14 protein-coding genes are annotated in these 14,272 nt (G+C 69.3%); 9 read left to right on the top strand and 5 right to left on the bottom strand.

From position 1 onward, the window contains the following. Both MRBLWH3_RS00005 and MRBLWH3_RS00010 read left to right on the top strand, forming a co-directional pair. The coding region (locus tag MRBLWH3_RS00005; RefSeq protein ID WP_363427463.1) for an LLM class flavin-dependent oxidoreductase at nt 1-1,124 on the top strand (1,124 nt) is incomplete at its 5' end. 156 nt (nt 1,125-1,280) lie between these two features. Next, nucleotides 1,281-1,673 carry a rhodanese-like domain-containing protein gene (locus MRBLWH3_RS00010; RefSeq protein ID WP_116195874.1) on the top strand — a complete coding sequence of 131 codons (393 nt, stop codon included), beginning with the start codon at nt 1,281-1,283 and terminating at the stop codon, nt 1,671-1,673. 68 nt (nt 1,674-1,741) lie between these two features. On the opposite strand, the gene MRBLWH3_RS00015 is transcribed toward MRBLWH3_RS00010, so the two are convergent. Further along, complete coding sequence (locus tag MRBLWH3_RS00015) at nt 1,742-3,064, bottom strand: M20/M25/M40 family metallo-hydrolase (protein WP_363427466.1); 1,323 nt, start codon at nt 3,062-3,064, stop codon at nt 1,742-1,744. A 212-nt stretch (nt 3,065-3,276) separates the two neighbouring features. Between MRBLWH3_RS00015 and MRBLWH3_RS00020 the strand changes: the two genes are divergently transcribed. Next, nucleotides 3,277-4,041, top strand: a complete 765-nt coding sequence (locus tag MRBLWH3_RS00020) for a GNAT family N-acetyltransferase (RefSeq protein WP_363427468.1) — start codon at nt 3,277-3,279, stop codon at nt 4,039-4,041. 188 nt (nt 4,042-4,229) lie between these two features. Here MRBLWH3_RS00020 and MRBLWH3_RS00025 read toward each other — a convergent pair whose 3' ends face one another. Next, on the bottom strand, nt 4,230-5,090 hold the full coding sequence (locus MRBLWH3_RS00025; RefSeq protein WP_363427469.1) for a sulfurtransferase: 861 nt from the start codon (nt 5,088-5,090) through the stop codon (nt 4,230-4,232). A gap of 404 nt (nt 5,091-5,494) precedes the next feature. On the opposite strand from MRBLWH3_RS00025, the gene MRBLWH3_RS00030 reads away from it, so the two are divergent. The 6 genes from MRBLWH3_RS00030 (at nt 5,495) to MRBLWH3_RS00055 (ending at nt 10,415) form a co-directional block, all read left to right on the top strand. After that, complete coding sequence (locus MRBLWH3_RS00030; protein WP_363427471.1) at nt 5,495-6,577, top strand: ABC transporter substrate-binding protein; 1,083 nt, start codon at nt 5,495-5,497, stop codon at nt 6,575-6,577. A 413-nt stretch (nt 6,578-6,990) separates the two neighbouring features. Then, entirely contained in the window at nt 6,991-7,209 is a 219-nt protein-coding gene (locus tag MRBLWH3_RS00035) for a hypothetical protein (RefSeq protein ID WP_363427473.1), read from the top strand. Nucleotides 7,210-7,480: 271 nt separating this feature from the next. Beyond that, nucleotides 7,481-8,314: a tyrosine-protein phosphatase gene (locus tag MRBLWH3_RS00040; protein WP_363427475.1), complete on the top strand. Its 834-nt coding sequence runs from the start codon at nt 7,481-7,483 to the stop codon at nt 8,312-8,314. After that, nucleotides 8,311-8,949 (top strand): hypothetical protein, encoded by a 639-nt coding sequence (locus MRBLWH3_RS00045; RefSeq protein WP_363427477.1) that lies wholly within the window; start codon nt 8,311-8,313, stop codon nt 8,947-8,949. The genes MRBLWH3_RS00040 and MRBLWH3_RS00045 overlap by 4 nt, the downstream gene beginning before the upstream one ends. A gap of 32 nt (nt 8,950-8,981) precedes the next feature. Beyond that, nucleotides 8,982-9,803: an MIP/aquaporin family protein gene (locus MRBLWH3_RS00050; protein ID WP_363427479.1), complete on the top strand. Its 822-nt coding sequence runs from the start codon at nt 8,982-8,984 to the stop codon at nt 9,801-9,803. Nucleotides 9,804-9,938: 135 nt separating this feature from the next. Continuing rightward, complete coding sequence (locus MRBLWH3_RS00055) at nt 9,939-10,415, top strand: hypothetical protein (protein ID WP_363427481.1); 477 nt, start codon at nt 9,939-9,941, stop codon at nt 10,413-10,415. A gap of 177 nt (nt 10,416-10,592) precedes the next feature. On the opposite strand, the gene MRBLWH3_RS00060 is transcribed toward MRBLWH3_RS00055, so the two are convergent. From MRBLWH3_RS00060 to MRBLWH3_RS00070, 3 genes are all read right to left on the bottom strand, one after another. After that, nucleotides 10,593-11,684, bottom strand: coding sequence for an alpha/beta hydrolase (locus tag MRBLWH3_RS00060; protein ID WP_363427483.1), 1,092 nt, complete (start codon nt 11,682-11,684; stop codon nt 10,593-10,595). 33 nt (nt 11,685-11,717) lie between these two features. Beyond that, nucleotides 11,718-13,100, bottom strand: coding sequence for an FAD-dependent oxidoreductase (locus MRBLWH3_RS00065; protein ID WP_363427485.1), 1,383 nt, complete (start codon nt 13,098-13,100; stop codon nt 11,718-11,720). Nucleotides 13,101-13,183: 83 nt separating this feature from the next. Beyond that, a complete protein-coding gene (locus tag MRBLWH3_RS00070; protein ID WP_363427487.1) occupies nt 13,184-14,239 on the bottom strand; it encodes a polyprenyl synthetase family protein in 1,056 nt (351 codons plus the stop codon). Nucleotides 14,240-14,272 lie beyond the last annotated feature (33 nt).

Consider the following 14,272-nt stretch of genomic DNA (forward strand, 5'->3'; position numbering starts at 1 on the left):
GGCGCATCCACGACCTCGACATCGCCGGTCGCCCCGACGCGCAGACCCAGCTCGCGGCGCTGGCGGCCGTCACCGAGCGCATCGGCCTCGTCGCGACGCAGAACACGACCTACAACGACCCGTACGACCTGGCGAAGCGCCTGAACTCGCTCGATCTGTTGAGCGAGGGCCGCGCCGGGTGGAACATCGTCACGACCGACAACGCGTGGACCGGCGCGAACTTCCGCCGCGGCGGGTACCTGGAGCACGCCGACCGCTACCGCCGGGCGGCGCAGTTCGTCGCCGCCGCGCAGCGGCTGTGGGATGCTGGCGCCGACGGGATCGGTACGCCGGTGTCGGTCGCCGATCAGCTGGTCTCGTTCCAAGGACCGGCGCCGCTGCCGCCGAGCGCGCAGGGGCGGCCGGTGCTGTTCCAGGCAGGGGACTCCGACGAGGGCCGAGAGTTCGCGGCGTCCAGTGCCGACGTCATCTTCTCAGCGCACCCGGGCCTGGAGGACGCGATCTCGTTCGCGGCCGACCTACGCCGTCGCCTTCCCGCCCATGGGCGTGCTGTGGGCGAGCTCAAGTTCTTCCCGGGGGCTCAGTTCATCCTCGCCGCCACCGACAACGAGGCCCGCGAGAAGGCCGATTGGGTCACGCGCGCGCAGGTGTCGCCGCAGACCGCGATCCGATTCCTCGAGCCGATCTGGGGCCGCGACCTGTCGGAGTACGACGCCGACGGGCCGCTTCCCGACATCGACCCGGTGGTCGATGAGGTCGACGGCCAACGCGGGTCGCTGTTCCAGGGCCGTCGCGCGCTCGAGACGGCGCGCGAGTGGCGCGAGAGCGCGGCCGCGGAGGGCCTCTCGATCCGCGAGTTCGTCATCAAGCGGTCGTCGCTGCGCACCTTCGTCGGCGGCTACTCGACCATCGCCGACCGCATCGTGCACTACGTCGACGCGGGGGCGGTCGACGGGTTCAACGTCTCGCCGTACCTCGTGCCCGAAGGGCTCGACGACATCGTCGACGGGCTCATCCCAGAGTTGCAGGAGCGCGGCGTCTACCCCACCGAGTACGTGGGATCGACGCTGCGCGAGAACCTCGGGCTCCCCGCGCTGGGCGAGCGCGCGGAGCTCGCGGCCTGACAGCGCGCTAAGCGACGGCGGATGACGGATCGTGGCGTCGTATGACGACGCAGCAAACCCGGTCGCGCCGGGTGGCCGTAGCGTGACGGTCAGGAGCGGCATCCGTCCGTCCCGACATCCGTCCGTCCGTCCGTCCGTCCGAAAGGATCATCCGCCATGACCGACACCACCGACACCGCGGCCGAGCCCACGTTCGACGCACCCCTCATCACCGCCGAAGAAGCCGCCGGACGCGCCGCGGCGGGAGCACTCGTCGTCGACGTGCGCAGCGACGCCGGCCGGGCACGCGACGGCGTGATCCCCGGATCCATCCGCGGCGACCGCAACAACCTCGACGCGCAATTCCTCATCGACTCGCCCGAGAAGTTCGCAGAGATCACCGACTGGGACCAGGACATCGTCATCGTGTGCGGCACGATCAATGGCTCCGGCCCCGTCGCCGAGCAGCTCCGCGCGAAGGGCTTCACGAACGTCGCGCATGTCGACGGCGGCTTCCCCGCGTGGAAGGAGTCTGGCGGCCCGACCGCGGAGGCCCCTGCCGCCGAGTGACCATCGCGACGCCGGAATGACGGATGCTTCGGCCCTCGCCGCACGGAAGGTCCGAAGCATCCGTCGTTCTAGGCGGTGCGAAGAATCCGCTCGGTGACGCGCGCCGAGAAGTGCAGCGCGTCGACGGGGATCCGCTCGTCGGCGGCGTGGAACTGGGCGAACACGTCGAAGTCTCGAGGTACGTGCAGCGGCACGAACCCGTAGCCATGGATGCCGAGCTTCGCGAAGTGCTTGTTGTCGGTGCTCGCCGGCAGCAGGTAGGGCACCACCACGCCATCAGGGTCCTCGATGGAGATCGCGTCCTGCAGGACGTCAATGATCGGCGCATCGACGGGCGCCTCGGTCGCCGACCACCAGCGGCCCTCCCGGATGTCGATGTCGTCGCCCACGAGCTCACGCAGCCCGTCACGGAGGGCGTCATCCTGTTTGGGAAGGATGCGGATGTCGAGGCGCGCCGACGCCTCCGCCGGGATGATGTTCGTCTTGTCGCCGGCGTCGAGCACCGTCGGGGTCGCTGTGTTGCGCGTCGTCGCGCCGACGAGTGACGACACGAACCCGAGGCTCTCGAGGTCGTCAGCGAGCGACTCGTCGGTGAACGCGAGCCCACGGGCCGCTCCGAAGACGTCGAGGAAGCGCTGCAGCGCGGGCGTGCGCACGACCGGGAACCGGTGCTCGCCGACGGCCGCCACGGCCCGGGCGAGTCGGACCACACTGTTGTCGTCGGTGGGGCGGGAGCCGTGGGCGGCGCGGCCGCGGGCGCGCAGCGTCGACCATGCGACACCCTTCTCGCTCGTGGCCACCAGGTACGCGCGGCGTTCGTCGGCGGGGTCGGCGTACAGCGGCACCGAGAACCCGCCCACCTCGCTGAGGGCTTCGGTGACGCCCGCGAACAGTTCCGGTCGGTTCTCGACGAGCCAGCCGGCGCCCCACACCCCGCCGCTCTCCTCGTCTGCGAGGAATGCCAACACCAGGTCCCGCCGCGGCACGATCCCTTCGCGCGCGAAATGACGCGCCACGGCCAGGATCGTGCCCGCATAGTTCTTCATGTCGACGGCGCCGCGGCCGTACAGATAGCCGTCCTCGATGTCGGCGCCGAAGGGCGGGTGAGTCCAGTCCTTCTCCTCGACCGGCACGACGTCGAGGTGCGCGTGAACCAACAGGGCTCCGGCATCCGGATCACTTCCTGGGATGCGAGCGATGAGCGACCCCCGTCCGGGACGCGACTCGACGAGCTCCGACGCGATGCCCACCTCGGCGAGACGCTCCTGCACCCAGATGGCGGCGCGTGTCTCGCCGTCGCCGATGGTGGCCGCCACCCCGGTGTTCACCGTCTCGATGCGGATGAGGTCGCGGACGAACTGCAGCGCCTCGTCTTCCAACTGGCTGGGCACGGGAGTCTCCTCGGTTACGGGGCTCGTTCGGGCGACTTCGCTGCCACTGCTGCGATGCCGCCGTGCCTGACCATAGACCGCCCCCCTGAATGCCTCCATCGGCGGGGTCGCGCGGCGTCATAGATGGCGCGGTGCCCAACGATGCTCGTGCCCGTTGCGTGCGATGACGCCGGCATTTGGCGACGTCGGCGCCGGTCGCGCACGCTTGACGCATGTCAGACACAGTCCTCGCCTCCACCGACGGCGCGACAGCATCCGCCGGTGACAAGCCGGGGGGCGCCCTCGCCCCGCACGCGGACGCCACGGTGCTCGACAACCCCGCGTGGCATTCACTGACCGGCCCGCACGCCGGCTTCGCGGAGGGGAACGATCTGGTCCGGCGGTACCCCGAGGACGTCGCACCGTTCGTGGCAGTGCGCACGTGGTCCGACCCCGATGTCTGGGACGCACTGCGCGATCTCGTCGGTCCTGGTGCGCCCGTCGGACTATCCGCCGCCGAATGCCCGTTCCCGGCCGGCTGGGAGGACCTGGGCGGCGGCGAGGGGGTGCAGCTCGTCGAGACCGACGCGCTGCGTCCGCGTCCGGATGCCGAGGCCGTCGTCCTGGGGCCGGACGACGTCGCCGACATGCTGGCCATCGTCGAACGCAACCAGCCGGGCCCCTTCCGGCCCCGCACCCATGAGCTGGGCCGGTATGTCGGCATCCGCCGGGAGGGTCGCTTGGTCGCGATGGCCGGCGAGCGACTGCACCCGGAAGGCTGGACCGAGATCAGTGCCGTCTCGACCGACAGTGCTTATCGGCGCCAGGGTCTGGCATCTCGGCTCGTCCTCGACGTGGCCTTCCATATCCAGCAGCGCGGCGACCGAGCCCTGATGCACGCGGCAGCGTCGAACGTGAACGCCATCGCGGCCTATGAACGACTTGGGTTCGCGCTCCGGCGCCGGACGGTCTTCTCGTTCGGACGCGCGCCTCTGTGACCCCGGCCGGGGCCGTACTTCGCAGGTCACTGATGGATCAGGCGCGTCCTGGTCGGTGTCCCGCCCAGACGGACGCTGCGCCCCGGGATTCGGACGGCCGTCTACGGGTGGGTGGCGTGCGACCGGACGGCTGCATCGTGACGAGGTCCCCTAGGGTGCGGACCCATCACCGACGATGACCGGGGCGGTCATAGAGGCACCACGTCGAGCGAGGGCGCCGGGCCGACGGCGACCAGCCGGCCGCGGGAGCGGGACCATTGGCTCCACGAGCCGGGATAGACCACCACATCGACGCCGGCGATCACGCCGGCGAGGGCCGTGTGGGTCGCCGCGATGCCCGAGCCGCAATATGCCGCCACGGCGACACCATCTCGCACCCCTGCGGCGGCGAACTCCGCGCGGATCTCGTCCGCCGAGCGGAACTTCCCGGCCGACAGGTGCACGGTCGTCGGCAAGTTCACGGCGCCCGGGATATGCCCGCCGACCGGGTCAAGCGGTTCGCTGTCGCCGCGATACCGCTCGGGCGCGCGCACGTCGAGCAGCAGGCCGTGGTCGGGCCATTCCTCGACGCCGTCGATGTCGGCCACGCCCTCGGTGATCTCGTCGAGCACGATGTCTCCCGGCGGCCGCGGCAGCACGTCGCCGGTCTCGAGGGGCAATCGTTCGGCGAGCCAGCCGCGAAGACCGCCGTCGAGCACGCGCACGTCGGTGACTCCGGATCGTGTCAGCACCCACCAGGCGCGGGCGGCCGCGACCGAGTGCACATCGTCGTAGGCCACAACCGTCTGGCCGGCGCGGATCCCCCACCGCCGAGCGGCGGCCTGCAGCTGCTCCCGCGGTGGCAGCGGATGCCGCCCCTCGGCCGGGTCGCCGCGCCGCGCAAGCTCGTGGTCCAGGTCGACGTAGACCGCCCCAGGCAGGTGCCCGTCGAGGTAATCGGGCCGACCCTCGGGTCGATCGAGACGCCAGCGCACGTCGAGGATGCGCGGCGGTGTGCCGCCGCGGATGAGATCGGCGAGCTCGGTCGCCGAGATGAGTGGGGTGACCATACGGTCATGCTGGTCGGGCGGCTGACCGAGTGAAACGTTCCGACGAAATACGCCGCGATAGGGCGACGCGCGACGTCACATAGGAACAAGAGGAGCCGCGCCAGCTCGCTTCCGTGGCACCTCACCCGTCGTCGGTCCAAAAATCGCCCAGTCCGAATCGGGCCCAGCGTGAAGATCGACCGCGCTGGAGCCAGGACTGCCTCCGAATACCGAATGCAACTCGGGTGACAGATGATGACGCTCGGTTTCTCGGTTTGACGACCGGCTAGGTCGGCGGCATGGACGCTTCTACTGTCGCCGGTGGGTCCCTGTAGGGTCCTGACCCGGCGACGCGAACCGCTGCCCAATGGTGCGCGACGGCGCAATTCCCCCCAACCCGAGTAATGCCGACCGAAGGCGACACCGTGAACAAACTACGCACCGCGACAGCAATCACCTCTCTCGGACTCGTCGCCGCCATGATGGCAGGCTGCGCCTCCGCCGTCGGAGCGCCCACCGAGACCCCCGCCGCAGCAGACGCCGGCCCATCGGTGGGCGAGCTCCGGCTGGGGTACTTCGCGAACGTCACCCACGCGCCGGCGCTGGTCGGCCTGGAAGAGGGCCTGTTCGCGGACGCGCTCGGCGACGTCGAGGTCACCACCCAGGTCTTCAACGCCGGCCCGGCCGCGATCGAGGCGCTCTCGGCGGGCGCGATCGATGCGACCTACATCGGCCCGAACCCGTCGATCAACACCTTCATCCAGTCCGGCGGGGAGTCCGCCCGCATCATCGCCGGTGCGGCCACCGGCGGTGCCGCGCTGGTGGTCCGCGACGGCATCGACACCCCGGCCGCCCTGGAGGGCACCACGATCGCGACGCCGCAGCTGGGCAACACGCAGGACGTCGCGGCGCGGGTGTGGCTGGCCGATGAAGGGTTCGAGACCGACACCTCCGGCGGCGGCGACGTGCAGATCACCCCGACCGAGAACGCGCAGACGCTGACACTGTTCCAGGACGGGCAGCTGGACGGCGCGTGGCTGCCCGAGCCGTGGGTGTCGCGGCTGATCGTGGACGCCGGCGCGCACGTGCTGCAGGACGAGGCCGACCTGTGGGAGGACGGCCAGTTCCCCACCACCGTGCTGTTGGTGCGCAAGGAGTTCCTCGACGAGCACCCGGATGTGGTCGCCGACCTGCTGGCCGGTCACGAGGCCGCCGTGCGGTGGATCGCGGACAACCCCGACCAGGCGCCGGCGGTGATCAACGGGGCGATCGAGAAGGAGACCGGCAAGCCGCTCGCCGACGCCGTCATCACCCGGGCACTCGAGCACGTGACGTTCTCCGTCGACCCGCACGCCGACACGTTCGAGACACTCGTCGACAACGGCATCCAGGCCGGCACCCAGAAGGACGGCTCCATCGAGGGACTCTTCGACCTCACCCTCCTGAACAAGCAGCTCGAGGCCGAGGGCGAAGAGCCCATCTCGGCAGCGGGACTCGGCGAGGACTGAACACCAGCACCGCTCCCCGCGTCCGCCCCCGGAACTGCTCCCGCCGCTCCGGGGGCGGACGCATGCGGCGCGCCCGGTCGCAGGACAACTGTCGCGGCACCGCCACATGCGCGACGGAGATTCCGCACCTCTCAGGAGGTGAAGTGAGTCCGCAGAAAGTCCGCAGAATCCCCGTTCCACCACTCACGCCGGCATCCGCGTCCAACCGCAGATCCGCGGAATTCCGCGGATCTCCCCCGCACCCCACTCCACTCAATCCACCCGATGCCGTTCGTCAACTACCGCTGACGCGAGCCCCTGACCTGGGGTTCATTGGTTTCGATCCGCCCATCAGTCGCACCACGATCGCAACCGCGAAGTTCCTCACCTTCGCCATCTGGGCAGCGCTGGTCGCCATCACCCTCCCGGTACTGATGCTCGGTACCGGACTGATCCTCGGACTGGGAACACCCGACCCGGACGCGACCGCCGGACTGCTCGGCCTCGCTGCCGTCTCGCTGGTCGACATTGCCCTGGCCACCCCGGTGGCCTGGGCGGCAACCCTCGGACAGACCCAACTCACGATCCCCTTCGGAACGATCTTCGCCAGCCTGACCATCTGGTCATCGCACCGACTTCAACTCGACCGCTGAATCCACCCCGACTAACGTGACCGACCGTGTGCTTGTCGCCCCGGTCGCCGGCGTCGCCGATGTGTGAGGAGGTGCAGGAGCAAGCTTTGTCGGACCTCCGTTCAGCGTTCGAATCCGGACGTTCCTGAGGAAACGTATGGATGTTCGCTCGGGGACGCGGATCGGTCGTGCGGCAACGTCACGCTGATCGCGTGATGAGGGTTGCGGAGCTGAGGAGTACGGTGAGCGCGGCGAATCTTCTGCCGGGGAGTGCGACTCGTGAGGGGATGACATGAGCGATGCAGCCAGGGACACCATCGTGGCCACGGGGATCAGCCCGGGAGTGGCGATAACGATCGACGGGGTCCCGAACCTCCGAGACCTGGGAGGCTGGGCCGCTGCGGGCGGCACGGTCCGTACCGGTCAGGTGTACCGATCCGCGGAGTTCTCGGGGCTCAGCGGCCCGGCAGCGGACGAGTTCGGCAGCCTCGGAGTGTGGGCGGTGTACGACCTGCGCACGGCGGACGAACGCTCTGCGAACGCGAACATTCTTCCCACCGGCATCGAGTACATCATCTTCGACATCCTGGCCGACCGGCCGGGTGCCGGGCCGGCGCAGATGGTGCAAGTGCTCAGCGACCCGAAGGCCGCGGAGCAGCTGCTGGGTGACGGCAAGGCCGTGAAGATCTTCGAGGAGAGCTATCGGCAGTTCCTCACGCTCCCCAGCGCCGTCACGGGTTATCGGCAGTTCTTCACCATTCTCGCTGAGAAAGAGCACCGACCCGCGCTGTTCCACTGCACGACGGGCAAGGACCGGACCGGATGGGCGGCGGCGTCGCTGTTGTGGCTGCTCGGTGTGAGCGACGAGGACGTCCTGGCCGACTACCTGCTCACCAACGACTCGCTCGTACCGGCCCTTCAACCGATGGTGGACAAGTTCGCAGCGATCGGCGGTGACCCGGCGCTCCTCGCTCCGGTGGTAGGGGTGCAGGCCTCGTATCTCGACGCGGCCCGCACAGAGATGGAATCCCAGTTCGGCGACATCGAGACGTACTTCTCCAACGGCCTCTGGCTGAGCAGCCGCACCATCGACGCGCTGCGTTCCTCGCTGGTGGCGAACGCATGAGCGAGCTGACGGCCATCGACGTGCTGATAGAGCCCGATGCGACGATGGTGGCGAGAGCCGAGCGGGAGAACGCACGGATGCTGAACAGCATCCCGTCACCTCACGGCTTTGCGCTCGACGAGCACCACCGCCCTCACATCACCACGCTCCAGCGTTATGTGCGCACCGCCGAGCTGGACGCCGTGTTCGCGGCGATCCAGAAGGTGCAATCCGATCTCGACCTCGGGAGCCTGACGTTCGCCGCGGAGGCGATCCGGCATATGGAGGTGCAACCGGGCGTCGGGATCGCTGCGGTGGTCGTCAAGCCCGGGCAGCAGGTGCTGGACTTCCAGGCGAAGCTGATCGACGCGCTCGCACCCTACGTCGAATCCGGAGGGGGCGCGGATGCGTACGTACGCACCGACGCCGAGCCCGACATCAACGATGCCACCATCCACTACATCGACGTCTATGTGCCCCAGCACAGTGGCGAGAACTATGTCGCTCACGTGACCGTGGGCATCGCCAAGCTCGACGACCTGGCCCGCATCGAAGCGGAGCATTTCGCGCCGCTCACGTTCGCGGCGTCCGCCATCAGCGTCTACCAGCTCGGCAACAACGGCACCGCCGCGAAGAAGCTGACGACCTTCGACTGAAAGCAGTCGCCATCCCAACAAGGGAGAGAGCCATGGCCGATCGGCCGCCTACCACCGCAACACCGCGATTCGAGCGCTGGTTCGAGCTCGAGGTCGTGCAGCCGATGGCCGACTTCAAGAATCCTCAGCAGGAGTGGCGGCGGCTGTTCTCCGAGTTCTTCGGCACCTTCTTGCTCGTGATGGTCGCCGCGGGCGGCGGAATGATGAGCCAGGCGTTCCCCGGAACCATCAGCCGCACGGCGGCCGTGGTCGCTCCTGGACTCATGGTGATGGGCATCATCCTGTTCATGGGCAAAGTGTCGGGCGCTCATCTGAATCCCGCGGTCACGCTCGCCTTCTCGGCGCGCGGCGACTTCCCGTGGCGCAGGGTGCCCGGCTACATCATCGTGCAGCTGCTGGGTGCATCCCTCGCCGCGTGGGTGCTGTCCGCGATCATCGGCGTCTCGGCGTCGTACGGATCCAACTACCCGACCGACGGGTACTCCGGGCTGCAGGCGTTCCTGATGGAGACCCTTCTCACCCTCGGGCTCGTCAGCGTGATCCTCGGCACGGCATCAGGCGCGCAGAACATCGGCATCATCGGCGCCGTCGGCGTCGGCGGCTACATCGCATTGGCCGGTATGTGGGGAAGCCCCATCTCGGGCACATCGATGAACCCGGCGCGCACTTTCGGCCCCGACCTGGCGAGCCTGGACTTCTCCCAGTACTGGGTCTACGTCGCCGGCCCGCTCGCAGGAGCCGGCCTCGCGGTCCTGCTCGCGTTCGTGCTCCGCGGCTACGGCGGGGGACGCAGCGGCTCCGCTGCTGCCCAGGGAGCGCTCTACACCGAGGCCGCGCAGCCCGACAAGGTATGAGGACGTCGTCGGGATAGACGCCCCACTTCTCGCTCGTGCGCCGGCGGAGAGTCCTCATGGCGTCGGCCGACGTCGGCGTGATGGGCGTCGTCGTTGCTCCTCGGTCGCGGTGGAACCTGACCCTACACTCGGGCCATGCGCTTCCTCCGGGCCGTGTGGTCGGCCGTCGTCGCGACGCTGCCGGTGCTGGTCGTCCTCCTCATCCCCTCGCTCGTCCGCGGCGACGTCGACGGCGGCTCCGCCGCGGGCGTGGGCACCGCGGTCCTCAACGCCGTATTCATCGGGGCGATCATCCTCGTCCCGAGGGTGAACGGGTGGCTCGACCCCGAGGTGCCGGACTGGACGTCCTCGACGGCGATGGCCGCGACCGCCCGGGTGTGGCGCAGCCGCATCTGGCTCGCGCTCCTCACCGTGCTGGCGCTGCTGGCCATCCTCGCCGCAGGCCAGACCGCCGCGTACCTGCAGAGCCAGAGCGCGCCGGCCGTCACCGACGGAGCACTCGACTACAGCCGATTCCTCGCGCAGGAGCTTGTCGTGTACCTGGTCGGTTACGTCCTGTCGCTCACGAGCTACGTCCTCCTCATGCGCGTGTTCGCCCGCCGCGCAGAGTGACCGGCGGGCCCCGGGAACTATGAGTCCTCGCGAACGATAAAGGCCCCGGGTGCTGGGGACACCCGGGGCCTGTCGTCGCCTGCTCTCGCATCACCAACCCCCCGGTTAGCGGCGCGTGACGACGGATGGGAAGGATTCTTGGGGAGGGCCTTCCCTGAGATGCTGGGGACATCTCCCCTACAGCTTAACCCGACTGTCTACAAGAGCGCTGTCCCCTCTTCGGGGGACATTTTCATCCGGGATGACATACGCGCGAGCCCATCGGTCGAGAGCATCGTACGCGATCGCGCGAGGGGCAGGGCGCGAGAGGAAGACGTCATGGATGGCGCCGTCGACCCGGGCGATCGTGACGAGCTCCCCGATCCGGGTGGACGCGCGGGCGATGTCGTCGACCACGAGCACGGAGTCCGTCGACGTCATGGACTCCTTCCACGACAGCGGCGTCGTCGATCCGCCCGATAGCAGCACGAACGCCGGGCACCCGACGTCGACACCGGCCGCGACCCGGCGGTGTCCGTCCATCACGGCCGACAGCCACCCCGGAGCCGTCGGGAATCCGCGATCGGGCCGCCAGATCGGCCGGTGCTCGTCCTCGGGCAGCGTGCCGATCTCATCCTGAGCGCGCGTGTAGAACCCGAAGTCGACGGCGGGCTGCGTGCCGCGCGGATCGAGTCTCGCCCGCATGTCCACCAGCGGCGCCAGGGCCTGGCGTCCGAGGGTGCCGAGCTGCAGCTCGAGCCACGGACTGTTGAGCACGACCGCGTGCGCGGTGCCGGGGTGCCGGGCAGCCCAGAGCGTGAGCGTGAGACCGCCTGTGGAGTGGCCCATGAGGACGAGCTTGCGACCTTCGGAACGCGTGTCCGGTGCGGCCGGCCGGCCTTGTCCGGCCAGGCCCGCTGCGTGTCCCATCGCATGCAGCGCCGCCGCGATGTCGACGTCGTAGTCCTCGAGGGAGTCGATGTACCCGGGCGTCTGCCCGTCCCGAAGGCTCCGGCCGTAACGGCGCAGGTCGAGGGCGTAGAACCGGGCACCGCGAGCCGTCCAGAAGCGCGCGAGGTCGCGCTGGAAGAAGTAGTCGGACCAGCCGTGCACATAGAGCACGTCGACATCGCGCAACGGGGAGAACAGCGTGAGGAAGGGATTCGGGATGCTGCGCACGAGCGTCGCCACCAGCGGCCCGTGCTCGCCGTCCACGCCGAGCGGCAGCGTCAGCTGCTCGAAAGGCTTCCCGAGGATGTCGGGGACCCACATGAGGGATGGCCCGGCCATGCCCCTCAGCCTAGGGGCGGCGTTTCGACGAGCTCAACGAGCGGGGGTGGCCCGGGAGATCGTCACCATCTCGTCACGGGGAACGACCTTGATGCGCGCCCGCTCGTGGGGTGCGCCGAGCGCCATCTCGTGCTCGTCGAGGCGGTGCCAGCCGTCCAGGTCGGTCCAGGCGACGCCGCGCTCGGCGAGCAGGGCCGGGATGGCCGCCTCCGACGGATCAGCCGGCTGCCACCACGTGCCCTGGTCGTTGATGAGGTGGCGCACCGTCTCCATCGCGTCGGACTTGGTGTGGCCGATGAGGCCCACCGGTCCGCGCTTGATCCAGCCGGTGGCGTACACGCCGTTCACACGCTGGTTCGAGTCCTTGCTGAGCACCTGGCCCTCGCGGTTCGGGATGACGCCGTGCCGCTTGTCGAACGGCACGCCCGGCAGGGGCGACCCGAAGTATCCGACGGCGCGGTACAGCGCCTGGATGGGCACTTCTCGCAGCTCGCCGGTCCCGACTACGCCGCCCTCCCCGTCGGGGCGGGTGCGCTCGTAGACGAGGGCGGACACGCGGCCCTCGGCATCCGTCTTGACTTCGATGGGCTTGGCGTAGAAGTGCAGGTGCAGGCGGCGCGACGCGGTACCGCCGTTGTTGTTCACCGAGTCGCGCTTGCGCCACGACTGCAGCACGCGGTCGATCACCATGACCTGCTTGTTGCTCGAGATGGCTGCGCGGGCCGCGTCGTCGTAGTCGAAGTCCTCGTCGTAGACGACCATGTCGACGTCGCGCAGCTCGCCGAGCTCGCGGAGCTCGAGCGGCGTGAACTTGACGTTCGCGGGACCGCGACGACCGAAGACGTGCACGTCAGTCACGTTCGAGGCGACGAGGCCCCGGTGCACGTTGTCGGGGATTTCGGTCGGCAGCAGGTCCTCGGCGTGCTTGGCCAGCATGCGCGACACATCGAGTGCGACGTTGCCGTTGCCGATGACGGCGACGGATGCTGCGTCCAGCGGCCATTCGCGCGGCACATCCGGGTGCCCGTCGAACCAGCTCACGAAGTCGGCCGCGCCGTAGGATCCGACGGCGTCGATGCCGGGGATGTCGAGGTCGGTGTCGCGGATGGCGCCGGTGGCGAAGATGACCGCGTTGTAGTGGTGCTTGAGGTCTTCGAGGGTGATGTCCTCGCCGAACCGGACGTTGCCGAAGATGCGGATGTCGCCGCGGTCGAGCACCTCGCGCAGCGCCGTGATGATGCCCTTGATGCGCGGGTGGTCGGGGGCGACGCCGTAGCGGACGAGCCCGTACGGTGCGGGCAGCTGCTCGAACAGGTCGATCGACACGTCGAACTTGCGCTCGGCCTTCAGCAGGATGTCGGCGGCGTAGATGCCTGCCGGTCCTGCGCCGACGATCGCCAGCCGGAGCTTGGTCATGAGGGTCCTTTCGGGATCCGGACTCGCCGCCGTTTCGGTCGTCGAGCGAGCGAGTCGAAACGCACAGGCGAAACGCCTGGGATCTAACTGGAGCGGTCGGCGACGGCCTGGGCGAACCGGGTGAGGGCTTCCCGCACCGCGCCGTCCGGCAGCGGCGCGAGCGCCTCGATCGCCTCGGTCGACCACGCGTTCGCGAGGTCGAGGGTGGCCTGAGTGGCTTCGTGGTCGCGCAGCAGCGCGAGCGGCTCGTCGAGGATCGCCGGATCGGCGCCGTCGGCGATGCGCGCGACACCGTCATCGATGCGTTCGCGCAGCTCGAGGGACGCGGCATCCGTCCGCTGTCCGAGCACGAGGTACGGCATGGTGGGCACGCCCGCGCGCAGGTCGGTGCCGGGCACCTTGCCGGTCTCGACCGGATCGGCCGACAGGTCGATGACGTCATCGAGCAGCTGGAACGCGACGCCGGCCTTCTCGCCGAACGTCACCATCGGCTGTTCGAACTCCTTGGGCCCGTTCGAGAAGACGATGCCCGACTGCGCGGCCGCCGCGATGAGCGAGCCCGTCTTGTCGGAGAGCACCTGGAGGTAGAACGCGACGGGGTCGTCGTCGTCCTGTGGCCCGACGGTCTCATGCATCTGCCCCAGCACGAGCCGCTCGAACGTGTCGGCCTGCAGCTGGATCGCCTCGTCACCGTGTCGCGCCATGATCTGACTCGCCCGCGAGAACAGCAGGTCGCCGGTGAGGATCGCGATGCTGTTGCCCCACACGGCGTGTGCGCTGGGGACGCCGCGGCGCTTGTCGGCAGCATCCATCACGTCGTCGTGGTAGAGCGAGCCCAGATGCGTCATCTCGAGCGCGGTCGCGGCGTCGATCACCTCGTCCGTCGCGCCGCCGCCGAGCTGGGCGGTCAGGAGCGCCAGCATCGGGCGGATGCGCTTGCCGCCGGCGTCGTAGAGGTAGCGGCTGGTCGCGTCGGCGAGGGTGTCCGCCACCCGCAACTCGCGCTCGAGCGCGCTGTCGACGCGCTCGAGCCCCGCCTCGACGGTCTTGAGCAGGCGGCGCGATCGCGCGCCCGCGAAGATGCGGTCGGTGAGGCCCAGCTTTCCCGCGATATGCGAGCCCGGCGCTGTCGGTGTCACCCGTCCAGCCTACCGGGGGCGCGTTTCGTCAAG

Origin of the sequence: Microbacterium sp. LWH3-1.2, assembly GCF_040675855.1 — a bacterium.
Taxonomy (GTDB): Bacteria; Actinomycetota; Actinomycetes; order Actinomycetales; family Microbacteriaceae; genus Microbacterium.